General features: G+C 45.5%; 20 protein-coding genes and 4 tRNA genes. 4 read left to right on the top strand and 20 right to left on the bottom strand.

Features of this window, described 5'->3' with window-relative positions; all coding sequences use genetic code 11:
- Nucleotides 1-8 precede the first annotated feature (8 nt).
- The 16 genes from rplL to mnmG form a co-directional block, all read right to left on the bottom strand.
- Entirely contained in the window at nucleotides 9-383 is a 375-nt protein-coding gene (gene rplL, locus GGR41_RS08005; protein ID WP_371019236.1) for a 50S ribosomal protein L7/L12, read from the bottom strand.
- 81 nt (nucleotides 384-464) lie between these two features.
- Nucleotides 465-989, bottom strand: a complete 525-nt coding sequence (gene rplJ, locus GGR41_RS08000; protein WP_077734111.1) for a 50S ribosomal protein L10 — start codon at nucleotides 987-989, stop codon at nucleotides 465-467.
- A gap of 217 nt (nucleotides 990-1,206) precedes the next feature.
- Nucleotides 1,207-1,902, bottom strand: a complete 696-nt coding sequence (gene rplA / locus GGR41_RS07995; RefSeq protein ID WP_077734112.1) for a 50S ribosomal protein L1 — start codon at nucleotides 1,900-1,902, stop codon at nucleotides 1,207-1,209.
- 5 nt (nucleotides 1,903-1,907) lie between these two features.
- A complete protein-coding gene (gene rplK, locus GGR41_RS07990; RefSeq protein WP_077734113.1) occupies nucleotides 1,908-2,339 on the bottom strand; it encodes a 50S ribosomal protein L11 in 432 nt (143 codons plus the stop codon).
- 60 nt (nucleotides 2,340-2,399) lie between these two features.
- A complete protein-coding gene (gene nusG, locus GGR41_RS07985; RefSeq protein ID WP_077734114.1) occupies nucleotides 2,400-2,933 on the bottom strand; it encodes a transcription termination/antitermination protein NusG in 534 nt (177 codons plus the stop codon).
- Nucleotides 2,934-2,942: 9 nt separating this feature from the next.
- Complete coding sequence (gene secE, locus GGR41_RS07980) at nucleotides 2,943-3,323, bottom strand: preprotein translocase subunit SecE (RefSeq protein ID WP_077734115.1); 381 nt, start codon at nucleotides 3,321-3,323, stop codon at nucleotides 2,943-2,945.
- A 43-nt stretch (nucleotides 3,324-3,366) separates the two neighbouring features.
- Nucleotides 3,367-3,442, bottom strand: a tRNA-Trp gene (locus tag GGR41_RS07975).
- Nucleotides 3,443-3,765: 323 nt separating this feature from the next.
- The gene (gene tuf / locus GGR41_RS07970) at nucleotides 3,766-4,956 is read right to left on the bottom strand and encodes an elongation factor Tu (protein WP_077734101.1); all 1,191 of its coding nucleotides are present in this window, start codon (nucleotides 4,954-4,956) and stop codon (nucleotides 3,766-3,768) included.
- Nucleotides 4,957-5,001: 45 nt separating this feature from the next.
- Nucleotides 5,002-5,076: transfer RNA gene (locus GGR41_RS07965), tRNA-Thr, on the bottom strand.
- Nucleotides 5,077-5,087: 11 nt separating this feature from the next.
- A tRNA-Gly gene (locus tag GGR41_RS07960) sits at nucleotides 5,088-5,161 on the bottom strand.
- Between the two features lie 48 nt (nucleotides 5,162-5,209).
- Nucleotides 5,210-5,295: transfer RNA gene (locus tag GGR41_RS07955), tRNA-Tyr, on the bottom strand.
- A 167-nt stretch (nucleotides 5,296-5,462) separates the two neighbouring features.
- The gene (locus GGR41_RS07950; RefSeq protein WP_167661407.1) at nucleotides 5,463-6,779 is read right to left on the bottom strand and encodes a short-chain fatty acid transporter; all 1,317 of its coding nucleotides are present in this window, start codon (nucleotides 6,777-6,779) and stop codon (nucleotides 5,463-5,465) included.
- 199 nt (nucleotides 6,780-6,978) lie between these two features.
- The gene (locus GGR41_RS07945) at nucleotides 6,979-7,905 is read right to left on the bottom strand and encodes a ParB/RepB/Spo0J family partition protein (RefSeq protein ID WP_167661406.1); all 927 of its coding nucleotides are present in this window, start codon (nucleotides 7,903-7,905) and stop codon (nucleotides 6,979-6,981) included.
- A 12-nt stretch (nucleotides 7,906-7,917) separates the two neighbouring features.
- Nucleotides 7,918-8,709, bottom strand: coding sequence for a ParA family protein (locus tag GGR41_RS07940; protein WP_077734119.1), 792 nt, complete (start codon nucleotides 8,707-8,709; stop codon nucleotides 7,918-7,920).
- Nucleotides 8,710-8,712: 3 nt separating this feature from the next.
- On the bottom strand, nucleotides 8,713-9,375 hold the full coding sequence (gene rsmG / locus GGR41_RS07935; protein ID WP_167661405.1) for a 16S rRNA (guanine(527)-N(7))-methyltransferase RsmG: 663 nt from the start codon (nucleotides 9,373-9,375) through the stop codon (nucleotides 8,713-8,715).
- Nucleotides 9,375-11,288: a tRNA uridine-5-carboxymethylaminomethyl(34) synthesis enzyme MnmG gene (mnmG, locus tag GGR41_RS07930; protein WP_167661404.1), complete on the bottom strand. Its 1,914-nt coding sequence runs from the start codon at nucleotides 11,286-11,288 to the stop codon at nucleotides 9,375-9,377. The genes rsmG and mnmG overlap by 1 nt, the downstream gene beginning before the upstream one ends.
- Before the next feature lie 951 nt (nucleotides 11,289-12,239).
- Here mnmG and GGR41_RS07925 point away from each other — a divergent pair.
- Together GGR41_RS07925 and asd are read left to right on the top strand one after the other, a co-directional pair.
- Entirely contained in the window at nucleotides 12,240-13,616 is a 1,377-nt protein-coding gene (locus GGR41_RS07925; RefSeq protein ID WP_167661403.1) for a diguanylate cyclase, read from the top strand.
- Nucleotides 13,606-14,448: an archaetidylserine decarboxylase gene (asd, locus tag GGR41_RS07920; RefSeq protein WP_167661402.1), complete on the top strand. Its 843-nt coding sequence runs from the start codon at nucleotides 13,606-13,608 to the stop codon at nucleotides 14,446-14,448. Before GGR41_RS07925 ends, asd begins: the two co-directional genes overlap by 11 nt.
- A 56-nt stretch (nucleotides 14,449-14,504) precedes the next feature.
- On the opposite strand, the gene GGR41_RS13185 is transcribed toward asd, so the two are convergent.
- On the bottom strand, nucleotides 14,505-14,882 hold the full coding sequence (locus GGR41_RS13185) for a TonB-dependent receptor (protein ID WP_276529469.1): 378 nt from the start codon (nucleotides 14,880-14,882) through the stop codon (nucleotides 14,505-14,507).
- The gene (locus GGR41_RS07915) at nucleotides 14,879-16,786 is read right to left on the bottom strand and encodes a FepA family TonB-dependent siderophore receptor (protein WP_276509349.1); all 1,908 of its coding nucleotides are present in this window, start codon (nucleotides 16,784-16,786) and stop codon (nucleotides 14,879-14,881) included. The genes GGR41_RS13185 and GGR41_RS07915 overlap by 4 nt, the downstream gene beginning before the upstream one ends.
- A 200-nt stretch (nucleotides 16,787-16,986) precedes the next feature.
- Here GGR41_RS07915 and GGR41_RS07910 point away from each other — a divergent pair, with 200 nt between their 5' ends.
- Nucleotides 16,987-17,604 carry a nitroreductase family protein gene (locus GGR41_RS07910; RefSeq protein ID WP_167661401.1) on the top strand — a complete coding sequence of 206 codons (618 nt, stop codon included), beginning with the start codon at nucleotides 16,987-16,989 and terminating at the stop codon, nucleotides 17,602-17,604.
- A 141-nt stretch (nucleotides 17,605-17,745) separates the two neighbouring features.
- Nucleotides 17,746-18,192 carry a PaaI family thioesterase gene (locus GGR41_RS07905; RefSeq protein ID WP_167661400.1) on the top strand — a complete coding sequence of 149 codons (447 nt, stop codon included), beginning with the start codon at nucleotides 17,746-17,748 and terminating at the stop codon, nucleotides 18,190-18,192.
- A gap of 83 nt (nucleotides 18,193-18,275) precedes the next feature.
- Here GGR41_RS07905 and mnmE read toward each other — a convergent pair whose 3' ends face one another.
- Both mnmE and yidC read right to left on the bottom strand, forming a co-directional pair.
- On the bottom strand, nucleotides 18,276-19,649 hold the full coding sequence (gene mnmE / locus GGR41_RS07900) for a tRNA uridine-5-carboxymethylaminomethyl(34) synthesis GTPase MnmE (protein WP_167661399.1): 1,374 nt from the start codon (nucleotides 19,647-19,649) through the stop codon (nucleotides 18,276-18,278).
- A 196-nt stretch (nucleotides 19,650-19,845) separates the two neighbouring features.
- Nucleotides 19,846-21,507: a membrane protein insertase YidC gene (yidC, locus tag GGR41_RS07895; protein ID WP_167661398.1), complete on the bottom strand. Its 1,662-nt coding sequence runs from the start codon at nucleotides 21,505-21,507 to the stop codon at nucleotides 19,846-19,848.
- Between the last annotated feature and the right edge of the window lie 45 nt (nucleotides 21,508-21,552).

The raw sequence follows: 21,552 nt of genomic DNA, 5'->3' as shown, positions 1-21,552 counted from the left end.
AATCGAGATTACTTAAGCTCGACTTTAGCACCAGCCTCTTCAAGCTTTTTCTTAGCTTCTTCGGCTTCGTCTTTGGAAACGCCTTCTTTAACGTCTTTAGGAGCGCCGTCAACCAAGTCTTTGGCTTCTTTTAGGCCTAGACCAGTGATTTCACGAACAGCTTTAATTACGTTAACTTTCTTGTCGCCAACTTCAGCTAGGTGAACAGTGAACTCGGTTTTTTCTTCAGCAGCGGCAGCAGCACCACCAGCAGCAGGAGCAGCAACAGCAACAGCAGCTGCAGCAGCGGAAACACCGAATTTGTCTTCCATTTCAGTGATTAGCTCGGATAGCTCTAGCACTGTCATGCTTGCGATAGCTTCGAGGATTTGATCTTTAGTCATTTTCAAAATTCCAGATAAAAAAGTTTTTATGCCAGGTTTGGGAATGGTACCCGATACAACGAATTACCAATGTGTTTGTAATTACGCGCTTTCTTTTTGATCGCGTACAGCAGCCAAGCCACGTACAAATTTAGTTGGTACTTCGTTAAGCGTACGCACAAATTGAGCGATAGGAGCTTGCATCGTGCCAAGCAATTTCGCCAATAGTTCGTCGCGGGAAGGCATAGATGCCAACGCTTTGACGCCAGCTTCGTCAAGGATGCTATTAGGCATAGCACCGCCTTTAATGACTAGGCTTGGATTGGTTTTAGCGAAATCAGCGAGGGTTTTCGCAGCAGCTACTGGATCTTCACTGATGGCGTACATTAGTGGACCAACGAGTTGGTCGGATAAGCCATCAAAAGAAGTATCAGCAATAGCGCGACGAACTAACGTGTTTTTAAGAACACGTAGGTACACGCCCGACTCACGCGCTTGTTTGCGCAATACGGTAACGGAGGCCACGTCCAAACCACGATATTCCGCGATAACGATCGATTGTGCATTGCTGACTTGACCAGCAACCTCTTCGATAACTAACGCTTTCTCTTGACGATTGAGACTCACGGTTGAACACTCCTTTCTAGATGTAAGGCTGATTCCTTACATCAACCGAATGCGGCGCACCTGGTCGAGATTCTGGAAAGAAAATCTTCCTGGGCGCCGTCTACGTTGGATAAAGCCGAAGCTTTAATTAAGCTAATGAATTAGCTCCAACGGTCTTTGACAGCAACAGTACACACACGTTGTACTGCAGCCCAAAGTAACTAGTTTTCTTTACAAATTAAACTTGTAAAGAAGCGATATCTACGCGAGCACCGCCACCCATGGTGGAAGATACTGCGACTTTACGCATGTAAACACCTTTAGCAGCAGCTGGACGAGCTTTAGCTAGAGCATCTACCAATGCGACTAAGTTTTCTTGCAACTGTTCAACGTTGAACGAGGCGCGACCAATAGTGGCATGGATAATACCGGCTTTATCTGTACGGTATTGAACCTGACCCGCTTTGGCGTTGTTGATAGCTGTTACTACATCAGGAGTCACAGTACCGACTTTAGGGTTTGGCATGAGGCCACGAGGACCGAGAACCTGACCTAAAGTACCAACAATACGCATGGTGTCAGGCGAAGCAATCACAATATCAAAGTCCATTTGACCGGCTTTGATTTGTTCTGCTAGGTCTTCCATACCAACGATATCGGCGCCCGCTGCACGTGCTTCTTCGGCTTTTTCGCCTTGAGCGAAAACAGCAACACGTACTGTTTTACCTGTACCAGCAGGTAGAACCACTGAACCACGAACCAATTGGTCGGATTTACGAGGATCAATACCGAGCTGAACGGCAACGTCGATGGATTCGTCAAATTTAGCTGTTGCTGTCTCTTTAACGAGTGTTAGAGCTTCAGTAACAGGATAAAATGTATTACGGTCGATTTTAGCGGCGATAGCTGCTGCGCGTTTGCTTAGTTTAGCCATGACTCTTAAACCCCTTCTACGTTAATACCCATACTGCGAGCAGTACCGGCAATAGTACGAACCGCTGCATCCATATCGGCGGCAGTTAGGTCGGGTTCTTTGGTTTTGGCGATTTCTTCAGCTTGAGCGCGTGTCAATGTACCTACTTTATCTAGGTTTGGACGAGCAGAACCGCTTTGGATACCTACAGCTTTCTTGATTAAGATCGTTGCAGGTGGTGTTTTCATGATAAAAGTGAAACTTTTATCTGCGTAGGCGGTAATTACAACTGGAATTGGCAAACCGGGCTCCATGCCTTGGGTTTGAGCGTTAAACGCTTTACAGAATTCCATGATGTTTAGACCACGTTGACCCAAAGCTGGGCCAATGGGTGGGGAAGGGTTAGCTTTACCAGCTGGTACTTGCAGCTTGATAAAACCGACGATTTTCTTCGCCATGATAAGACTCCTTGCGGGTTAGCGCCTAATAAAAGAATTAGGCTCCCCGGGGGTTAGTAATTAGGTCTTTTCGACCTGATCAAAATCAAGTTCCACAGGGGTGGAGCGACCAAAAATAGTCACTGATACACGCACCTTGGATTTTTCGTAGTTGACTTCTTCGATGTTGCCATTGAAATCCGCAAAAGGACCTTCTTTGACACGAACCATCTCGCCCACTTCGAACAAAATTTTTGGACGTGGTTTCTCGGTACCCTCTTCCATTTGGGAAAGAATCTCGTTCACTTCTCGTTGAGAGATTGGGGTAGGACGGTTGCCAGAACCACCCAAGAAACCAGTAACACGGTTTGTGCTACGCACTAAGTGCCATGTTTCATCAGTAAGATCCATCTCGACCAGCACGTAACCTGGAAAGATTCTACGTTGGGAAATAGATTTTTTACCGTTTTTTACTTCGACGACTTCTTCGGATGGAATCAAAATTTGACCAAAGGAGTCTTCTAATTCAGCACGTTCAATGCGCTCGATCAAAGCCCTTTGCACGCTTTTTTCCATACCAGAATAAACGTGTACGACATACCAGCGTTTGCTCATGTGTGCCCTTTATTTCCAGCCTAGTAATAGACCATAGATAACCCACTCTAGTCCTCGGTCGATGACCCACAGCAATACAGCCATGACCGCCACAAAAGCGAAGACAATAGCAGTCATTTGAGTGGTTTCTTTGCGAGAGGGCCAGTGAACGCGCTTTACTTCGTAGTAGGAATCTTTGAGGTATCCCACTGCTCGTTTACCTGTTTCAGAGGTCCAAGCAATAAAAGCTGCAGCAATCACAGACGCCAAAAACACACCTACCCGGACAATTCCGGGTTGCGTTTCGAGCAAAGAGTAACCAACAATCCCTGCGGCAAGCACTACGATTGCCAAGCCCAGCTTTACACGATCCGGGCCGCGGTTAACGGTTTCAACGTTGGTATTCGACATAGTTCGACGATTGGACGCCACAGTAGGTGACGATTGACTGAAGTGGCAGGGGCAGAAGGAATCGAACCCTCAACCTTCGGTTTTGGAGACCGACGCTCTGCCAATTGAGCTATACCCCTAAAACCCTAAAAGTGAAAAAAGACTCACTTTTCAAGTACAAAAAACGATTATACAAAAACCTTTTACTAAACGCAAGGCTTTTTTTGATTTTTTTAATTAATAATGTGGTTTATTTTTGGCAAAAACCAACTGCTGCTGCAATAAAAGGTATTTTACCCTATATTTTTATATTTTGCTCTACTTTATTTTAGAGCCCCTTGCACGCGGCCTTCAGCATCCAAAAAGCCAGCATAGTTACCTTGCCGTTTACTTAAACACATAACAAAAAAGGCTTGAGTCCTAAGACCAAGCCTTTTTAGCGCATCATAAACTAAAAATTAGTTTATTTGATGATTTTAGCTACCACGCCAGCGCCAACGGTACGGCCACCTTCGCGAATCGCGAAACGTAGACCTTCTTCCATAGCGATAGGAGCGATCAAGGAAACGTTCATGGCAACGTTGTCGCCAGGTAGAACCATTTCTTTGTCTTCAGGTAGCTCAATGGTACCGGTGACGTCAGTCGTACGGAAGTAGAACTGAGGACGGTAGCCTTTAAAGAATGGGGTGTGACGACCACCCTCTTCTTTGGACAGAATGTACACCTCGGCCGCAAAGTCGGTGTGAGGCTTGATCGAACCGGGAGCCGCTAGAACCTGGCCACGCTCAACGTCTTCACGTTTGGTACCACGTAGTAGTACACCCACGTTATCGCCAGCTTCACCTTGGTCAAGCAACTTGCGGAACATCTCTACACCAGTACATGTGGACTTAACGGTGTCACGAATACCAACGATTTCGATTTCCTCGCCGACTTTCACCACACCACGCTCGATACGACCAGTTACTACAGTACCGCGACCGGAGATGGAGAACACGTCTTCAACAGGCATCAAGAAGGTACCGTCAACCGCACGCTCGGGTGTTGGGATGTAGCTGTCTAGTGCAGCAGCCAATTCCAATACAGCGGGGTGACCCAAAGGACCCATGTCGCCTTCAAGCGCTAGCTTGGCAGAACCTTTGATGATTGGGGTGTCGTCGCCAGGGAAATCGTAGCTGGAAAGTAGCTCGCGCACTTCCATTTCTACCAACTCGAGCAACTCTTCATCGTCAACCATATCGGCTTTGTTCAAGAACACAACAATGTAAGGCACGCCAACCTGACGGCTTAACAAGATGTGCTCGCGTGTCTGAGGCATGGGGCCATCAGCAGCGGAACATACCAAAATCGCGCCGTCCATCTGTGCTGCGCCGGTGATCATGTTTTTAACATAGTCAGCGTGACCAGGACAGTCTACGTGTGCGTAGTGACGGTTAGGGGTTTCGTATTCTACGTGTGAAGTAGAAATAGTGATACCGCGTGCTTTTTCTTCAGGAGCTGCGTCAATTTGTGCGTAGTCGCGTGCTTCGCCGCCGTATTCTTTGGCTAGAACTGTACAAATAGCCGCGGTTAATGTGGTTTTACCGTGATCAACGTGACCAATAGTACCAACGTTGACGTGCGGTTTCGTCCGTTCAAACTTGCCTTTAGCCATGGCAGACTCCTGAAAGGAATTAAGACGTGAAAGAAATGAGATGTGTGGTGCCCATGGCGCGAATCGAACGCGCGACCTCTCCCTTACCAAGGGAGTGCTCTACCCCTGAGCCACATGGGCAACATATATTTTGGAGCGGGTGAAGGGAATCGAACCCTCGTCTTAAGCTTGGAAGGCTTCTGCTCTACCATTGAGCTACACCCGCAGGCGATTCTTCTACCCGGAAACACTAATCAGTGTCTCTATATGAATTTGGTGGTGGGAGTAGGATTCGAACCTACGTAGGCGTAAGCCAACAGATTTACAGTCTGCCCCCGTTAGCCACTTGGGTATCCCACCGTATATAGATTTGTGATTATGCTTGAGTTAAAAGAACTAGTCAAGCAAATTTAGTCGCTGCTATATTCAAAGCAACCAAAAAATAGATTATTGCAAAAATTCAAAGCCGTGTCAAGTAAAAAATGAAGCGGCTTTAAGCCGCTTCGACGTGATCGGGTTTACTGCTTTTAGAAGTAAGTTAAACCTATAGAGATAATTATTCCAGTCACCACAAGCTGGATTAAACAAAAGCCCATGATGTCTTTAGCTTTCAAGCCTGCAATGGCCAACACAGGCAGTGCCCAGAAAGGTTGTAATAGGTTTGTCCATGCATCACCCCAGGCAACCGCCATGGCAACTCGGGCCACATCGGCATCCAAGGATTGGGCGGCTGAAATTACCACTGAACTTTGTACTGCCCACTGGCCGCCACCTGATGGCACAAACACATTAACCAGGCCTGCGCTGAGAAAGGTCCAAAACGGTAATGTGTGTGCTGTGGCGAATGACACAAGCCAATCAGATAAAGTAGCCGCTAGACCCGAGTCCACCATAATAGCCATAATGCCTGCGTAAAAAGGGAATTGAATCACAATCCCAGCGCCGCCTTTAATGGCTTCATCCAAAGCATTTAATAAGTTACGTGCATTACCATGCAGCACAATCGCTAATACCAAAAAGGTAAAATTGATCACGTTTAGATTAAGACCGGCCCCTCGCACTATATAATAGTTAAACAAATAAGCGAGCCCTGCGAACCCAATCAACATGGAAAGCACATAACTTTTTTCAAGTTTATCGGCAGGACGGTTTTGTTCCGCATCAGAGCGGGTTGGCTCAGGGTCTTTTAATAAAGCAGGGTCAATATATACACTGTCTTTCTCGTCAGGCATCATCAACCGGTTGACTAACGGCACCACAATAAACATGGCAGCCACTAGTAAAAGGTTAAATGTAGAGAAAATCGTATCACCGGTACCAATGATGCCCATTTTATCTTCGTGAAAATGGCCTTTGGTCGCGATCGTTAATGGCACTGAGCCTGCCAAGCCACCATGCCAAACGATGAAACCCGAATAGGCACTAGCGACGAGCAATCGATAGTCTACCCGTACTTTACGGGCAATTTCTTTAGCAAATAAAGCGCTGACAACCAGACCAAAGCCCCAGTTGATCCAGTCAGCCACCAAGGCCACTAGGGTCACCAAAATAATAGCAGCGCCCGCAGATTTGGGTAAGGACGCTAAGGCTGCCAAAATGCGTCGTACCGCTGGTGTACTGGCTAACATATAGCCAGCAACTAACACCAGTAGCATTTGCATGGTAAAGCCGAGCAAGCCCCAAAAGCCATCACCCCACATATTCACAATCGCCATTGGCGTTTTGTGTTCTACAAACGCCGCTGCTCCCCCTGCGATTAACGTTAGTAAAATGACAAAAATATAAGGGTCCGGCAAATAACGCTCGACTAAGCGCACAGAAAAATTAGTTATTGCTTTAAACATACGCATCCTCTTAGCTGGTAGCAAAGAAAAATTGAAGTAACTTTTAGTTACATTGTTTTATGGTTGAATGTATTTTGCGGCGTAGTGCCGATGCGCATAATATAACTTAACTGGCTCTTATTAGGCTGTGCTTATCTACCCTACTTTTAGGCTAAAAAAAACCTGCTATCGCGTGCAGGTTTTTTTAATAGGTAATGCGCTATTGTTCCTCGAAGAGCTTTAATAACCCTTGACGTTCAAGTAAGTCATTTAAATGCTCCCAATCCTGGAAAGCAATTTGCAAATAGCCTTTGTTTTTTGCGTTGGCTTTAATATTGACCGATGTACCTAAGTAATCCGCTAATACGGTTTCAAAGCGCTTAACATCTGCGTTTTTCTCTTTTTGCTGCGGCGCAGCATTTTTATCTAGGTTAATCTCGCCATTTAAAAATCGTGCCACTAGACGTTCTGTTTCACGTACTGTTAAACGGCGCGCGATCACTTCGTTAGCCAGCATGATTTGCGCAGCGGCTTCAACAGCTAGCAAAGCACGAGCGTGCCCCATATCAATATCACCCGCTAACAGCATGGTTTGTACAGGTTCAGCTAAATTAATTAAGCGTAGTAAATTACTGGTTGCTGAACGTGAACGGCCTATGGCTTGGGCAGCCTGTTCATGCGTATAGCCGAACTCATCGATTAAACGCTTCACCCCTTGGGCTTCCTCAAGAGGATTGAGGTCTTCGCGCTGCATATTTTCTATGAGCGCCATAATCGCTGCATTTTTATCTTCAATATCGCGTACTAATGCAGAGATTTCTTTTAAGCCTGCAATTTGTGCGGCACGATAACGGCGTTCACCTGCTACGATTTCGTATTTAACCTGACCGGTTTTTTTTATTGGTCTTAATAAGATAGGCTGCATTAAGCCTTGGCTTTTTATTGAGTCGGCCAGCTCGTTAAGAGCCCCCTCGTCCATTAACGTGCGAGGCTGATATTTACCGGCTTTAATTTGTTTGATCGCAATGGGTTTAACCCCTTCGAGGATATCAGAGGCTTTGCCTAAGTCCCCTAAGATATCTGCATCTTCGCCAAGCAGTGCATCCAGTCCGCGACCTAATCCTTTAGGTTTACGTGTAGTAGCCATAACCGATCCTTTTTATTTCTTTTTCACTTTCAAGCGTTTGATTAACTCACGGCCAAAATCCATATACGCTTTGGCACCCCGTGAATTTTTGTCATACACAATACCTGGTACCCCATGACTAGGGGCCTCAGCAAGACGAACATTGCGGGGAATTTTTGTTTCGAATACTTTGTCACCAAAATGGTGCTCAATTTGATCAGAAACTTGGCGCTGCAATGTAATGCGTTGATCAAACATGACCCGTAACAAACCGATTAGCTCTAATTCGTTATTAATATTTCTATAGACACGTTTGATAGTATTAACTAAGTCAGATAAGCCCTCGAGCGCAAAGTACTCGCATTGCATGGGGATAATAACCCCCTGAGCAGCGGCTAAACCATTAAGCGTTAGTAGCGATAAAGTGGGTGGGCAGTCAATTAATACAAAGTCGTAATGGGTAGCATTTTGTTCTAGCGCTAGCTTTAATTGCATTTCTCGGCTATCCATTTGAATTAGGTCGATTTCAGCACCGGATAGCTCTCGGTTTGCCGCAAGCACATCGTAACCGCCAGCTTCAGAGCGCTGCTTGCATTCATCGATAGTATTCGCCCCAATAAGGACTTGATAAATACTTAACTCTACATTTTGCTTATCTACCCCACTGCCCATGGTGGCATTGCCTTGAGGGTCTAGGTCTATGAGTAATACTTTTTGTTTTAAAGCACTTAAGGCTGCAGCCAAGTTGACTGAAGTGGTGGTCTTACCTACGCCGCCTTTTTGATTGGCAATACAAAACACATGACTGGCTTTTTTAGCGCTCATACCCTACCCTTTTTTTAAATAAACTAGACAACGTTCAGCATTTAATTCCGGCACGGTTAATTCTAATATAGATTCCACACGCCAGTCTGTTTTTGACTCTAAATCTAGTATTTCCTCTTCAGGGTATTTTGCTTTCATAGCAATAATTTGCCCCTGCTCAGCTAAATGCTTTTCAGACAAATTAACAAAATCTACCAATGAAGCAAATGCTCGTGAAATAATAATATCTGCATTGAAACTCTCTGCTTGCTCAATGCGGATATGATGCGCTTTTAAATTAGGCAGGGTCAGTACGGCAGCCATTTGTCGTACAAAAGCCATTTTCTTTTCTACGGCGTCAATACAATGAATGTTCCACGTGGAACATGCCGTCGCTAATACAACACCTGGTAAACCACCGCCTGAACCTACATCAACAATGGTTAAGGCTGAGTCGGCCTTAGCTTGTGCTAGTGCTTGAATAGCAGGAACGACTGCTAAACTGTCAAAAATATGCTGAACTAGCATTAGCTCAGGATCGCGTAGAGCAGTTAAATTATATGTTTTATTCCAACGCTGCATTTGCTGTAGGTATTTTAATAAAACCTCTACCTGAGTAGAGGTTAATTCCACACCTAAAGCTTGGGCAGCGTTTACCAAACGCTGCCTATAGCTATTCAAGTCCATTACTTTCCTCGGGGTGATAAACGCTTTAAGTAAACAAGCAATAGAGAGGTGGCTGCTGGCGTCACGCCAGAAATGCGGCTCGCTTGCCCCACCGTTTCTGGTGCAGCGGCTTTGAGCTTGATCACGACCTCATTCGACAACCCCGATATCTTACTATAATCAAAGCCAGCTGGTATTTTGGTTTCTTCGAGTGCAGCCTGTTTGGATACTTCAACCTGTTGGCGTGCTACGTATCCAGCGTATTTGACTTCTATTTCCACTTGATCCGTGACGACAGAATCCAGACCTTGATCACTTAAAACCGGTGTTTTATCATCCGCTTTTACCAGTTTGAAAAGATCTTCATAATGAATTTCTGGGCGTTTCAGTAAGTCATGTAGAGGGTATTCACGCTCGATACCTCGACCTAATACGGCTTCTTGTGTTTCACGTGAAACAAGGCGTGGATTTATCCAAGTAGATTTTAATCGTTCAATTTCTGCTTCTACGGCATCGCGTTTTCTATTAAAGGCATCCCAACGTTTATCATCCACTAAGCCAAGCTGGCGCCCTATTTCTGTTAAGCGTACATCGGCATTATCTTCTCGTAGTGATAATCGGTATTCAGCACGTGAAGTGAACATGCGATAGGGCTCTGTGACACCACGAGTGATTAAATCATCGACTAATACACCCAAATACGCTTCGTTGCGTTTTGGATACCATTGCTCTTGATCTCGAACTAAACGGACGGCGTTAATCCCTGCGAGTAACCCCTGGGCGCCGGCCTCTTCATAGCCAGTGGTACCGTTAATCTGACCCGCAAAAAACAAAGCATTTAGAAACTTGGTTTCTAATGTGGGTTTAAGTGCGCGTGGATCAAAGTAATCGTACTCAATCGCATAGCCTGGACGAACAATGCGAGCATTTTCCAAGCCTGGCAAGCTGTGGACAATACCTATTTGAATATCGTAGGGCAAACTGGTAGAGATGCCGTTTGGATAGATCTCTGTGCTAGTTAAGCCCTCGGGCTCTAAAAATACTTGATGACTACTTTTGTCAGCAAAACGATGGATTTTATCCTCAATAGAAGGACAATAACGCGGCCCTACCCCCTCGATGGTACCTTGGTCGCTGTACATAGGCGAACGGTCTAAGCCAGAACGGATGATGTCATGCGTACGGGCGTTAGTGTGAGTAATCCAACACGGCAACTGTTTGGGGTGCATAGCAGCACGCCCCAAATAGGAAAAAACAGGAACCGGATTCGTATCACCGTGTTGCTCTTCGAGCTGACTGAAGTCAATTGTATTGGCGTCGATACGGGGTGGTGTTCCCGTTTTTAAACGGCCTTGAGGCAGTGCCATTTCTTTCAGACGCTGAGCAAGGGTAATGGAGGGAGGATCGCCTGCACGGCCGCCTGAATAGTTATCTAACCCTACATGAATACGGCCATTAAGGAAGGTACCAACCGTTAACACTACTGCTTTAGCAGCAAAACGTAAGCCTATTTGCGTAACTACCCCGACAACTCGGTCGCCTTCCAGAATAAGATCATCAACAGCTTGTTGAAATACAGTGAGATTTGGTTGATGTTGAACAATTTGTCGAATAGCTGCTCGATACAAAGAGCGGTCTGCTTGAGCACGCGTAGCACGAACTGCTGGGCCTTTAGACTGATTAAGAATGCGGAATTGAATGCCAGCATGATCAGTCGCTAAAGCCATTGCCCCACCCAAGGCATCAATCTCTTTAACCAAATGCCCCTTTCCAATACCCCCAATAGAAGGATTGCAGGACATTTGCCCTAGGGTATCAATATTGTGAGTGAGCAAAAGTGTAGATGCACCCGCACGTGCTGCAGCTAAAGCGGCTTCGGTACCAGCATGACCACCACCTACGACGATTACATCAAACGAATCTGTGTAGTTCATTGTTTAAGTTAAGAAAAAACGAAAAAAACTATTATAGTGCGCATGCGCCATAAATAGCGTTTTCTTCGCACAGCGACGGGTAAATGGAACGAGTTAAAAACCTAGGGCTTGTGGATAACTCTGTGGAGTAAGCAGCGCGATAAGGCTAAGTTTTTAACTAAAGTCTAGAATAGATGCGTAAGTGATTGATTAAAAAGGAACTTTACACCAACAAAAAACCTTTAAAGCTTGTCTGAAATTGTGGATAAGTTAAACATAAAAGTGCTTTGAGTCGGGTGAATTCATACTTTTTAAACGAATAAAAAGAGATAATAGCAAACGCATAAACCAAATTGTCCTACAGTTCGCTGCTTGTGTCAAAGAAAAGCAGAAAGAGGAAAACAGGATTAAAACAACGCTATGCGGCTTTAGTTTAACAAAACCCATGGTTTGTTGAAACGAATTGCAAAGTAGGTAAAACCAAACCCCTCTGTTGTCGTTAGCTTGTTATTAATAACTATATATATATTATTGTTGTTGGTAATGGGTGCCTGTGGATAACTGGGATAACTCTAAAAACCCTAGTTGCATCAATGTTTTAGCTAGTAGTTGAACCTTTGGATAACTATGTGGGTAGAAATGTATGGAATGTGGATAACTTTTCCCGATTTGGATAAGCCCAAAGTTATGCAGAAAGCATCCACAGTTTATCCACAACCCGTGCCGTAGATGTTATCCACAGCCTTGCACCCTCTTTTTTGATAAATATTTTTAGGGCTGAGAAAAAACGGCTTCAGGAATTTGTTGTTTTTTTTCTATGAGGGGGGGCAGGTTGAATGCGTGTTTTATTCCGTACGAAAAGTGCGCTGGCGCCTATAATACCTAATAGGCTTAGCCAGCCATGAGAAAATTAGGATGGCTTACTGTGCAGTGTTTGCTAAGCCATCAAACTAATCGTTGATATGAGGTTGTATGCCGAACTCTGCTATCGCTTTTTTAGCATCTGAATGGCGAAATTCTATATTGTTGTTTCCTATAGAGGTCCGTGCTCTAGTTAAGCACTTAGCGCTCACTCATACCCAAGAGTTAGCGGCTTATTTCTATGAGCAGATGCTGACTGACCCCGCTGCTAAATTATTTTTATCACATGAGGCGGTGCAAACTAGCTTAATGGGGTCAATGCAGAAATGGATTCAACAGGTTTTTTCTGTAGATGAGACCACGGATTTTGAGGCCAATGTCGAGTTGCAGCACCGGGTAGGCGAGGTGCATGCACGAATCGACCTACCTGTACATTTAGTATTGCTAGGTGCACGCACCTTAAAAAAGAAATTTGCTTTATTGCTGGAAGCCCAACCAGGGGTCGATTGCATCATTGCAAAAGAAGCGTTTCAGTTTGTGTCAGATTCTATTGATATCGCGATGGAAGTCATGAGCCGAGCCTATGCGAAAAGCTATGATAGGAAGTCTCGTGCTGAGGAGTCATATCGCCTTTTTTCGGCTGTGCATAATGCTGCAGCGGAAAAAGGACGGCAGAAATCAGCGTTGTTAGATTGGGAAAACCAACTCATGTTTGATTTAACAATTGGTACTCCCGTTGAAAACTTACAAAGCATTAAACAATCTGATTTTGGCTTATGGTTTATTCATAAGGGGGCTCATGCTTTTGAGAGCTTGCCAGAGACAGAGATTATATTTTCTGCCATGAGACGTATAGAGCAAATTTTGCCACAATTTTATGAAACGGATAATAAAATTGAATTGCTAAAGGGGATTCGAACAGAAGCGAGAAATATTCAAATAAATATGAATCATTTATTTGATAAATATAACGAAGTTGAAGCCGGTAGAGATGAGCTAACGCGTCTGTTAAGTCGAAAATATTTATCTGTTGTGTTATCTAAAGAGGTAGGTTATGCACGCAGAAGAAACAGTAGTTTTGCTTTAGTTGCTGTTGACTTAGATTATTTTAAAAGTGTTAACGATAATTATGGCCACGAGGCAGGCGATTTGGTCTTGCAGCAATTATCCGAGCTCTTATTAAGCCGATGCAGAGCAGGGGATTACGTATTCCGTTTAGGTGGCGAAGAATTTTTAATTTTATTAGTTGATACGAATAAAGAAGGGGCTTTGCGTACGGCTAACCATATTGCTCGCGCCATACGTGAAGAAAAGTTTGTGACTGCAAATCAAAAAGAACTGCATTTAACAGCAAGTATAGGGGTGACTTTATTTGATGGTCACCCTGACTATAGCCTATCACTTAGCCGCGTCGATAAAGCCTTGTACCAAGCAAAAAACAGCGGCCGTGATCAGGTGGTTTATTTAGAGCCCAATTATGTCAGATAAGTTATTTATGTTCTTTCAGCACACAATGCCTAAGCGTTTGCTGACAGAGTTTTTAGGAAAACTGGCCAATACTAAAGGTGGTGGCTTAACAACCTCGTTTATTAAATACTTTATTAAACGATACGGTGTGAATATGTCAGAAGCAGTCGAATCAGACCCTGCTTTCTATTCTTCATTTAATCATTTTTTTACCCGAGAAATTAAAAAATCAGTGCGCCCTATAGCTAGTGCTGATTTGGTTTCTCCGGTTGATGGGGCTATTAGCCAACTCGGCGCAATCAATGTTGATCAAGTATTTCAAGCCAAGGGCAAATCCTTTACCACAACGGCATTATTAGGTGGCGATTCTGTTTTAGCCAGTCAATTTGAAAATGGTGTATTTGCTACGCTTTATTTAAGCCCTAAAGACTATCATCGCATTCATATGCCCTGCCAGGGCCGTTTGAAGAAAATGATATATGTGCCTGGCGATCTGTATTCAGTTAATCCCTTAACGGCTCGAACTATTGACCAGCTCTTTGCACGTAATGAACGAGTGGTATGTGTTTTTGAAGGCGAGCGTGGTCCTTTTGTTATGGTGTTAGTGGGTGCAACGGTCGTAGGGAGCATGAAAACCGCATGGCATGGCGTGGTAAATAATCCGCGTTTAGATGGCGTACATAAATGGGAGTACGACGGCAGCCTAGTTTTAGAGCAGGGCCAAGAAATGGGGCAGTTTTTACTCGGTTCTACGGTAGTGATGCTTTTTCCCGAGGCCTCTTATGCATTTCAGTCGTCTTGGCAACCAGAGCGACCTATTCAGTTAGGTGAGCTCATGGGCCACAAAATATAAGCAAAAAAAGGCAGAGTAATCCTCTGCCTTTTTTATTACCTTAAGTTAATAAATGCTTAAAAGCGCGCACGAGCCTCGATAAAGAAACTTCGACCGGGCTCATTGTAGGTGTAGGCCCCTGCGCCAGCGAGCATATTGGGATTACCTGGGTTGGTATTCACACCCGAAGCATTGCCTGCACGGAATAAACGTTTATCAAATAGATTATCGACCCCCGCAGTGAACTCAAGGTTTTTGTTGACCACATAGCGGCTACTAAAATTAAATAGAGCATAAGGCGAGATCTGGTCCGCAGCAGAGCCTGTCACGGCTAAGCCTTGATAGTCGTACTTCTGAGGCTTTTGCTTACCGTATACCGTTACCTGCCCCAAAACAGACCATTGCGAAGAGATTTGCCAGCCAACACTACTGTTAATCGTAAACTTCGGAATCACTGACAAGTAATCACCAGTCTTTTGTTTTTATTTTCTAGCATGTAGGTAAAGTTTGTATTCCACCAGACATCATCGCCAAAAGGCACACTCACATTGCCCTCTAAACCTTGAATAACGGCTTTTGGCACGTTTTGCCATTGGTATACATCAGCAATGGCTGCATTGGCGCCTACTTGGGTGGTGTGTTGGCGCAGAGGGGTGTTTCCGGCTTCTACTTTGTTTTTGTAGTCATTACGGAAATACGTCAAGCTGCTGCTTAATCCTGAGTCAGCTAGGTACTCAATGCCTAGCTCTTTATTGATGCTGTTTTCCGCTTTTAAGTTGGGGTTACCCATAAGAAAACACCCGCCGCCTGAACCACCGCCGGCGCAGCCTAAACCACGGCTGTAGAGCGTGTATTCGTCATTGAGCTGGTACAGGTTAGGAGCCTTGTAGGCGCGCGCTATACCGGCTTTAAATGTCCAATTATCCGAAAGAGCCTGAGAAAGGTTCAGCGATGGGCTGATATTCGTGCCTTGTTTACTGTGGTGATCAAACCGTACGCCAGGAGTCAGCACTGTGTCATCGGTCACGTACATATTGTTTTCAGCAAAAATAGAAAAAATACGAGCGCTTTCTTTGCCGCTATAGGTGGGATTAGGTCCTTGGATGTTGTTGGTCTTTTTTAAATCAGAGGCTTGATCATTGATACGCTGGCTGACCCACTCTAGTCCCACGGTAGCAACCTGTGGCACAGTAAACGCGTTGACCTCCGTCGTTATTTCACTGTGGGCTGTCAGTGTTTTTAGGTCAATGTTGGCATGGCTTCCTGTATCAAACAGCCCCTCTGTTCCACCCGCTAAACCTTCAGTTAAACGCGTGTTGCGGGTGTTTTCAAATTGGATGTAGCTCAGGCTATCTGTTGTGTCAGTCCAATTACCGCGATGAGTCAGTGAATAGCTTTGTCTATAAATACGATTGGTTTCTGCACCGAGGTGTGAGTCAACTAGCTGTTTACCGGGACGTTCTGCTGTGCCACGATCGTTGTTGGTGTTTTGAGTATCACCCGTATAAATGTTGCCTTGGCGGCTTATATTAGCCTCTAGGTCTAGACGATGATCTGGGTTGGCTTGCCATGAAAGTAAGCCGCTTAGGTCTTTGTTACGCACGCCTTCGCGCCCTGCAGCATAGGTCCCCGCATTGGAGCCTAAGCGAGGGCTTGATGCGTATTTTTTATTGATATCAAACGCATCGGCATTCGTTTTATTTAGGTTGCCGTAGAGTCTAAACCCTAGTTGTTCTGTAATAGGACCAGATAGATTAAAGCCTAAGCGTTGCGTAGCCCCTTCGTCACGATGCTGCGGTTTTTTATAATAAACCGAAGCGGAACCAGTGAGCTCATCGGTTACGGGTTTGGTAATGATATTGACCACTCCACCGGCGGCACCATTGCCATAGCGAGCAGCAGAAGGGCCTCGTAAAATTTCTATGCGCTCTACCTGCTCGGCGGGAACCCAATTCGTATCGCCTCGGGTATCGCGTTCACCGCGCCAACCAAACCGCACCGCATTGCGTGATGAAACGGGCTTGCCGTCAATCAGAATTAGTGTGTTTTCTGGGCCCATGCCGCGAATATCAATTTGTCTGTTATTGCCACGCTGGCCGCTACTGGAGTTGCCCGTCAAGTTAATACCAGGTTGGGTACGAATTAAATCAGCTAAATCATTGGTAGGTGGGCTTTTGCTAATATCGCTAGCGTCAATAGTTGAAGCCCCTAAGGCCTGTTTTAACTCGGTCTCAGCGCTAACCGTTACTGTTTCTAATTTCGTTACCCCTTGAGCCAGGCCCATCGTTGTATAGGCGTTTAAAACCAGCAATAGTAGTAAAGAAGAACGTGAGGGCAGCGGTCTAAATGTGTTGGGCATAATAAGTAACGGCTTTTGTAATTAAGATTTGCAATGATAATGAGAATAATTCTTTTTACGGTAAAGTTAAAGGGGCGTGTGGTGAAAGTAACGCAATTCGCGCCTGTTGCCGCCTTAAGAATTCTGTGTTGTTAATCATGGCAGAGCGCAGACTGGGTTTATGATGACAGTTGGCTATTTTGTTTTTAATCGAGGAAATAATGCGTTTAACTGTCACCGAAGCTCTACAACGCCGAGCCGCTACCAATTTTTTTGACCCTGATAAAACTTTGAGCGCTGAGCAAATACAAGAGTTAGTGCGTCTGGCTACCTTAGCGCCAACGGCATTCAACCTACAAAATTGGCATTTTGTTGCTGTGCAAAGCCCGGAAGCAAAACAAAAGCTTCATGCTGCTGCTTATCATCAACAAAAAGTGCTTGATGCGCCGGTTACTTTTATTATTTGCGGTGAGCTAGAGTCTCATACGCAATTTGATCGGGTATTAGAGGTACTCAAAGACAAAGCCGGGCTAAGCGAGGACAATGCCGCGGTGTGGAAATCTAAAGTAGAGGCTTCACATGAAAACAACCCAACGCTACAACATAATGAAGCCTTTCGCTCTGCATCCCTGGCGGCAATGGCATTAATGCTAGCGGCAGAAGAACAAGGTTTAGTATCAGGGCCAATGAGTGGATTTGTTCCAGAGTTAGTAACTCAGGCTTTCGATTTAGGGCCTCATCAAATTCCTGTGATGCTTGTGGCAGTAGGTTACCCAGCTGAAGGAAATTTTCCACAAAACCCTCGTTTGGATGTCGATGAGGTGTTAACTGTGGTTTAGTTTTGGTTTTTTGATCTGCAGAAGCGCACGAACGGTGCGCTTTTTTTATTACCCAAGAATTGGGGTTTGACCCGGTGCGCGGCAAAGAGTATGTGTGGTACGTTCAGAAAATGAGTCATTAGATAAATAAAAGGGAGACCTATGCCATTAGCTCACGATAATCCACTTTTCCAACGTGTAAAACAAAGTTTTGAACGTCAAGGTTTAATGCACCATTTAAGTGTGGAGTTAATTGACGTTAAACCCGGCGAGGTCATCTTACACATGCCATTTAGCCAACAGGTGACGCAACAAAATGGGTATTTTCATGCTGGAGGCACGAGTGCTGTGGCTGATTCGGCAGGCGGTTATGCCGGCTACACCTTAATGCCGGAAGGGGCTGAAGTGTTGACCGTAGAGTTTAAAATTAACTTGCTGGCTCCTGCCCAAGGGGATTATTTAGAAGCAGTAGGTAAAGTGATACGCTCTGGGCGTACCTTAACAATTACGCAAGTGGATGTGTTTGCCATTAGTAAAGAGCAACGTATTCATGTTGCTCTCGTTCAGCAAACCCTTATTACTCTTTTGACTAGGGGTAAACACGAATAAAGCAGTACAAAAGCGTGCTTTTGTTTGATGGTGTGTGCGGTGTGTGCAGCGGTACGTGTTTCACGTGAAACAGAACGCTGTTTTTATTTACCTATGCAAAAGCTAGAAAATATTTCCCCAAGCAAGTCATCGCTAGTGAAAACACCTGTGATTTCACAAAGCTCATTATGAGCAAGACGAAGCTCCTCTGCAAACAAATCTAAAATTTGATCGTCATGTTGAGCGTGAAACCTGGCTATCTGGAGATGGGCATCGCAACGTTCTAAGGCATGAAGATGCCGTTCACGTGCTAGCCATGGTGATTCGGTATGGGGAGACCAACCTGCTATACGTAATAAACGTTGACGCAATTCATCTAGACCTTGACCAGTATGCGCAGATATGTGTAATTGATTCTCATTATCATTACTGTGCTGCGTGGCTTCGGCAGGCAGTAAATCTGTCTTATTAAGAATTTGTAAGGTAGGGGTAGTGCTGGGTAGCTTGGACATGATGGCCTGGTCAGAGGTGTCGTCTGGTCGGCGCGCATCCAGTAAATGCAGAATGACATTCGCTTTGGCTATTTCTTGCCAACTGCGCTGAATACCAATACTTTCTACCGTATCATCGGTGTCGCGTAGCCCAGCGGTATCCACAATATGAATAGGGATGCCTTCGATATGAATCAGCTGCGTCACGCGATCGCGCGTGGTACCGGCAATGTCAGTCACAATGGCAATGTCATCGCCTGCTAAAGCGTTTAAAAGACTGGATTTACCCACATTAGGTTGCCCTGCTAAAACTACATGCATGCCGTCTCGCATGACTTGGCCCTGCTTTGCTTGGCGCCGTAATAATTGCAAATCGTCATTAATGCTTTGTAATTGATCGGCTGCTTGGTATTTTTCCAGAAAATCAATTTCCTCTTCGGGGAAATCTAAGGTGGCCTCTACCAACATGCGTAGGTGAATAATGCGATCGGCTAATGCATTAATTTGCTGAGAAAAGGCGCCACTTAAAGAGGCCATGGCCCCTTTGGCTGCGGCCTCGGAAGAGGCATCGATAAGGTCTGCCACCGCTTCGGCTTGAGCCAAGTCGAGGCGGTCGTTAAGAAAAGCCCGTTGGGTAAATTCGCCGGGCGTGGCATGACGTAGCCCCAGTGCATTGCCCACTTCAAAGCATCGTGCTAGCACTCGGCGTAGTACTGCCGTGCCGCCGTGACCTTGTAGCTCAAGTACGTCTTCACCGGTATATGAGTTTGGCCCAGGGAAAAACAAAGCAATGCCCTCGTCGATGGCTTGGCCTGAAGCATCGTTAAAGGGCAGGTAGTGCGCATGGCGTGCCTTTAAGTCTTGATGAAAAAAGGCCTGTATAAAAGGCTTAAGGTCGGAACCAGAGAGGCGCACAATGCCAATGCCGCCACGACCGGGGGCTGTAGTAATAGCGGCAATAGGTGTAGAAGTAGAAGGGCTGCTCATAGACATCAAAGAGGCAAGAAAGAGGCGGTAGTGGCTATCAAAACCCTAAGCCTACATCATAAAAAGCGGGAAGAGTAAAGAACCGTCATCATAGCATTAGGTGTGTTTTTAGCAGAAGCCTTAGTGTTAACAAGGCCATAAAAAAAGCCTCTGTGCTGGATTTAGACACAGAGGCTTTTTGATGCAGCAAATGCGCTTAGCCGATTTTTTTCTCTTCGGCGGCGTTGGCTATTTTGCGTGTGATGTACTGTTGCTGAGCAATGGACAACGCATTGTTAACTACCCAGTACAACACCAGACCGGCAGGGAAGAAGAACATCATGCCACCAAACACTAATGGCATGAGCATCATCACCTTGGCTTGGAGGGGGTCGGGTGGCGTAGGGTTCAAGCGAATCTGCAAGAACATAGTAAGCATCATAATCGCTGGCAAGATCATCCATGGGTCACGAGCCGATAAGTCATGAATCCACAAGATCCACGGTGCACCACGCATCTCTACACTGCCTAACAACACCCAATAGAGAGCGATAAATACGGGGATCTGCACCACCATAGGTAAACACCCGCCAAGAGGGTTAATTTTCTCGTTGCGGTAGAGCTCCATCATGGCTGTGTTTTGCTTAACCCGGTCCTCTTTGTACTTTTCACGAATGGCTTGCATACGTGGGGTGACTTGCTTCATTTTTGCCATTGAGCGGTAGCTAGCAGCCGATAAGGGGTAGAACACCAGCTTAATCAGTACCGTTAAGAGCACAATAGCCCAGCCCCAGTTGCCAATAATGCCGTGAAGCCACGTCAAAATAGCGAATAAAGGCTTGGATAAAATCGTCAACCAACCATAGTCAACCACGAGGTCTAAACCTTTAGCGACTTGAGCCATGGCTTGTTGGTCTTGAGGACCAACCCATAGGTCGGCTTCTACTGTTGCCGATTGCTGGGGCTCAATCGTACCGATGGGGTAAATAGTACGGACTGCATAAAGATTATCAGCTACACGTAACACCTGGTTGGTGCGCTCAACCCCCTGGGCGGGTACCCAAGCGGTGGCAAAGTAATGCTGAACCATTCCAATCCAACCATCAGGACTGGCTGTGGTGTATTTCGCTTTGTTTTTATCGATATCTGAAAAACCAATTTTTTGGAATTTGTCTTCTTCAGAATAAACCACAGGGCCCGTGAAGGTACGGTACAGTCTGGACGTATCTGGTGGGTTGTTACCATCGCGAGTCAGCTGTAAATAAATGGACGGGGTGATAGCCGTTGCACCGAGGTTTTCAACTTGGGTAGCCACACGGATGTCATAACTGCCCTGAGTGATGACGTAGGTTTTCAATACACGTACATCGTCCGAGGTAGCCTCGAATACGATCTCTAGGTCACCGGTAGAGGCATTCTTTTGCTGGGACAGTAAGCTAAATGGGGTAAGGTGAGTGGGGTAGGCTTGGCCTGCCGGTGCACCAATTACGCCACTTTGGGCTAGGTAAACTGAGGACGTGGAGTCATCCAACAGCACCATATGTTTATCAGGCTCTCCGGGAACCGCAAACTTGAGTAGTTCGGCATGCACGAGCTGTGCGCCTACGGTATCAAACTCAAGCTTTAATACGTCTGAGCTAACAGTGATCAGTTCAGAAGCCGTAGGTTGACTAGCGGGCAACTCGGGGGCGGCTGAGGTCTGTGTCGCGGCTTGCGGTACAGAAATATCAGTAGAGGCCGTAGTAGATTGCGACTGCTCTTGGTCAACAGGAGTGCTAGCAAATAAAGAAGGTTTGCCGTTGTGCTCTTGCCAGTTGTTCCAAAGTAGCAGGAGCGAAAAGGAAAAGATCATCCAGAGGATGGTGCGTCGAATGTCCATAGCGCCTGTTATACAAAGGTTAAGCGAGCCAAAAAACTTAAAACG

Source organism: Paenalcaligenes hominis, assembly GCF_011927625.1.
Taxonomy (GTDB): Bacteria; Pseudomonadota; Gammaproteobacteria; order Burkholderiales; family Burkholderiaceae_B; genus Paenalcaligenes; species Paenalcaligenes hominis.
This window is presented reverse-complemented; position numbering and strand designations above follow the sequence as displayed.

Excerpts from the sequence above, each read along its gene's own strand:
- GGR41_RS07910 (WP_167661401.1), top strand. The coding sequence starts at position 16,987 with ATGCGTTTAACTGTCACCGAAGCTCTACAACGCCGAGCCGCTACCAAT.
- GGR41_RS07925 (WP_167661403.1), top strand. The coding sequence starts at position 12,240 with ATGCCGAACTCTGCTATCGCTTTTTTAGCATCTGAATGGCGAAATTCT.
- asd (WP_167661402.1), top strand. The coding sequence starts at position 13,606 with ATGTCAGATAAGTTATTTATGTTCTTTCAGCACACAATGCCTAAGCGT.
- GGR41_RS07945 (WP_167661406.1), bottom strand. The coding sequence starts at position 7,905 with ATGGCTACTACACGTAAACCTAAAGGATTAGGTCGCGGACTGGATGCA.
- mnmE (WP_167661399.1), bottom strand. The coding sequence starts at position 19,649 with ATGAGCAGCCCTTCTACTTCTACACCTATTGCCGCTATTACTACAGCC.
- secE (WP_077734115.1), bottom strand. The coding sequence starts at position 3,323 with ATGTCGAATACCAACGTTGAAACCGTTAACCGCGGCCCGGATCGTGTA.
- yidC (WP_167661398.1), bottom strand. The coding sequence starts at position 21,507 with ATGGACATTCGACGCACCATCCTCTGGATGATCTTTTCCTTTTCGCTC.
- GGR41_RS07915 (WP_276509349.1), bottom strand. The coding sequence starts at position 16,786 with ATGCCCAACACATTTAGACCGCTGCCCTCACGTTCTTCTTTACTACTA.
- rplK (WP_077734113.1), bottom strand. The coding sequence starts at position 2,339 with ATGGCGAAGAAAATCGTCGGTTTTATCAAGCTGCAAGTACCAGCTGGT.
- mnmG (WP_167661404.1), bottom strand. The coding sequence starts at position 11,288 with ATGAACTACACAGATTCGTTTGATGTAATCGTCGTAGGTGGTGGTCAT.
- nusG (WP_077734114.1), bottom strand. The coding sequence starts at position 2,933 with ATGAGCAAACGCTGGTATGTCGTACACGTTTATTCTGGTATGGAAAAA.
- tuf (WP_077734101.1), bottom strand. The coding sequence starts at position 4,956 with ATGGCTAAAGGCAAGTTTGAACGGACGAAACCGCACGTCAACGTTGGT.
- GGR41_RS07950 (WP_167661407.1), bottom strand. The coding sequence starts at position 6,779 with ATGTTTAAAGCAATAACTAATTTTTCTGTGCGCTTAGTCGAGCGTTAT.
- GGR41_RS07940 (WP_077734119.1), bottom strand. The coding sequence starts at position 8,709 with ATGAGCGCTAAAAAAGCCAGTCATGTGTTTTGTATTGCCAATCAAAAA.
- rplL (WP_371019236.1), bottom strand. The coding sequence starts at position 383 with ATGACTAAAGATCAAATCCTCGAAGCTATCGCAAGCATGACAGTGCTA.
- rsmG (WP_167661405.1), bottom strand. The coding sequence starts at position 9,375 with ATGGACTTGAATAGCTATAGGCAGCGTTTGGTAAACGCTGCCCAAGCT.
- rplA (WP_077734112.1), bottom strand. The coding sequence starts at position 1,902 with ATGGCTAAACTAAGCAAACGCGCAGCAGCTATCGCCGCTAAAATCGAC.
- GGR41_RS07905 (WP_167661400.1), top strand. The coding sequence starts at position 17,746 with ATGCCATTAGCTCACGATAATCCACTTTTCCAACGTGTAAAACAAAGT.